Source organism: Ruegeria sp. AP12 (assembly GCF_056540025.1).
Map to the genome: position 1 here is coordinate 1 of NZ_JBQFVZ010000027.1, position 2400 is coordinate 2400.

At 59.1% G+C, this 2400-nt stretch carries 3 protein-coding genes and 2 pseudogenes; 2 read left to right on the plus strand and 3 right to left on the minus strand.

What is annotated here, in order from left to right:
* Positions 1–30 precede the first annotated feature (30 nt).
* Together ACR0E6_RS20810 and ACR0E6_RS20815 are read right to left on the minus strand one after the other, a co-directional pair.
* Positions 31–345 carry a type II toxin-antitoxin system RelE/ParE family toxin gene (locus ACR0E6_RS20810; protein WP_480536680.1) on the minus strand — a complete coding sequence of 105 codons (315 nt, stop codon included), beginning with the start codon at positions 343–345 and terminating at the stop codon, positions 31–33.
* Positions 342–605, minus strand: a complete 264-nt coding sequence (locus ACR0E6_RS20815; protein ID WP_480536679.1) for a type II toxin-antitoxin system ParD family antitoxin — start codon at positions 603–605, stop codon at positions 342–344. The genes ACR0E6_RS20810 and ACR0E6_RS20815 overlap by 4 nt, the downstream gene beginning before the upstream one ends.
* 194 nt (positions 606–799) lie before the next feature.
* Here ACR0E6_RS20815 and ACR0E6_RS20820 point away from each other — a divergent pair.
* A pseudogene (locus ACR0E6_RS20820) lies at positions 800–961 on the plus strand (plasmid partitioning protein RepA); the annotation flags it as partial.
* Between the two features lie 10 nt (positions 962–971).
* Here the strand turns inward: ACR0E6_RS20820 and ACR0E6_RS20825 are convergent.
* A protein-coding gene (locus tag ACR0E6_RS20825; protein ID WP_480536684.1) for an IS5 family transposase occupies positions 972–1729 on the minus strand; the annotation gives its coding sequence in 2 pieces (ribosomal slippage) (positions 972–1405 and positions 1405–1729; 759 coding nt in all).
* Between the two features lie 64 nt (positions 1730–1793).
* On the opposite strand from ACR0E6_RS20825, the pseudogene ACR0E6_RS20830 reads away from it, so the two are divergent.
* Positions 1794–2234, plus strand: a pseudogene (locus ACR0E6_RS20830) (transposase); the annotation flags it as partial.
* Positions 2235–2400 lie beyond the last annotated feature (166 nt).

Here is a 2400-nt window from a genome sequence, read left to right on the forward strand (position 1 = left end):
CCCCGGCAGCGGACTTGTTGGGGTGAAACTTTAGCTGCGGCGTCCCGCACGAGTGATCCAGTCAGCTCCACCGTAAGTGATCGACAACACGTAGACTTCTCGGGCTTCGTCATAGACTGTAAAGGCGATCACCGCGCGGCGGGCCGCTGGGATGGCGCGCAGGCCCGGCAGGATATGATCACGCAGTGTACCGATATGGGGTAGAGTACGAAGGCTTTGCGCGACCTCGGCAATCTCCGCCAGCTTACGGCGCGCGATATGTGGGCCGGCATACTCTTCGATCAGTTCCGAAATGTTTGTCAGATCATCCGCCACCGACGGGTGGTAGCGCAGTCGATACGTCACCCTTTGCGGTCCAGACGGCGCATTGCAGGAGCAAAAACGTCGTCATGTTCGAAAAATTCCGAGCGCGGGGTTGCCGCCCGACGGCGGATTTCGTCGGCCATCGCGTCCAAAGCGACCTCGCGGACCTCATCATCCTCAATCATCCGCTCAACCGCCGCAGCAACAGCGGCCGAGGCCGAGGCATAGACCCCCTGCCCCACTTTATCTTTGAGGAATCGGTGGTGGCGATCGGTGAAACTGAGCGTGGTTTTGATGGTCATATCGGGCCTCCAAGGTCATACTTGGTCATACCTATAGCCCAAGTCAAGCCCGATTGACTTGTGGTGCAGGCCTTTGAGGCCACAGGATATGGAAATAACACTTGCAAGAATCGTAGGTTCTGCCCCATTACTTACGGAAAGCAGTGAATAAAACGGCGGCAAGCGTAACAACGAAGCGCCAAAAGAGGGCAGAGATGGAGCAAGCAACCGCAGGTGCCACCGTATCGGAGGCGCAGCAATCTGGCCATACGCAGGAACGGATCGACCTTCTGGTTGGCGATCACGCCCAGCGGTTGTCTGAACGACTACAGGCGCATCGCGCGCAGTTGTTCCCGCCCGACGCCAAACGATCCCTAGGGTCAGGATTCATAACCAGTAGATGACGACGGCTGCGAGCGCGATGGCCGAGAGGAAGACCTTGGGACACCTGTCGTAGCGGGTTGCCACGCGTCTCCAGTCTTTGAGCCTGCCGAACATGATCTCAATGCGGTTGCGCCGTTTGTATCGGCGCTTGTCGTATTTCACGGTCTTCTTGCGCTGTTTTCGTCCAGGGATGCAGGCGCGTATCCCTTTGTCTTTCAACGCATCTCTGAACCAGTCGGCGTCGTAGCCTCGGTCTCCGAGCAGCCATTCGACCTTTGGCAAACCGCCCAGCAATGCCCGTGCGCCGATATAGTCACTGACCTGTCCGGCGGTGATGAAGAGGTCGAGCGGTCGTCCCTGGCTGTAGCAAATGGCGTGAAGCTTGGTGTTCATACCACCTTTGGTCCGGCCAATCAGGCGACCGCGCCCCCCTTTTTAGCGGCCATGCTGGTCGCTGTTCGATGTGCCTTCAGGTAGGTCGCGTCGATCATGACTGTCTTCTGTTCGCCGTGCTCGGCAGCTAGCCCCACCATCATCCGCGCGAATATGCCCTTTTCGCTCCAGCGCTTCCAACGGCTATAAAGCGTCTTGTGTGGGCCATAGGCTTCAGGAGCGTCGCGCCACCTTAACCCATTGCGGTTGATGAAAATTATCCCGCTCAGAATCCGCCTGTCGTCGACCCTTGGCTTACCGTGCGACTTTGGAAAGTAGGGTTTCAGACGCGCCATCTGTGCGTCGGTCAGCCAGAAAAGATTGCTCATGTCACCGCTCTGTTTTCGGAGCCGTGAATCACGCAGCGCTCGGGAAATCAATGCATCCTGACCCTACTTATCGCGCTACACCCACCGCAGCGCGATATCCAACAGTCGCCTGATCCGGTTCGATGAGACCACCGTCACCTTCCGCGTCAAGAATTACCGCGTCAATGGCGCCGGACGGCATACCACCATGACGCTCGCAACCGGGGAATTCATCCGCCGGTTCCTGATCCATGCCCTGCCAAAGGGCCAGCACCGCATTCGCCATTACGGCTTCTTCGGCAACGGCGCCCGTGCCGCCAATATCGCCCGGATCAGGGACCTGCTCGGAGACGAAACACCAGTTCCAGGTCTCGCTCGCGATGACACGATCGAGAGTGCCGATGCGCCCACCCGCGTCCTCGCGATGCCATGCCCATGCTGCGGTGGCCGATTGATCATCGTCGACACCTTCGCGCCCGCGCAACATCCCAGAGCGCCGCCAGGATCTGCGAGGGCTGCTGCATGAACCCCGCGCCTCAGTCCCAAGTTTGCGACCACAACCGCACACCGTGCTGGCTGCGGCCCATCCCGCTCGTCCAAATCCAGCCCTCATTGGTCCTCGGAACGCAGATATCAAGGGAACGCAACGCAGGACGGCTAAAAACCACCGCGTCCTACGAAGGGCATGCTCT

Coding starts and splice junctions, on each gene's coding strand:
- ACR0E6_RS20815 (WP_480536679.1), bottom strand. CDS start 605: ATGACCATCAAAACCACGCTCAGTTTCACCGATCGCCACCACCGATTC.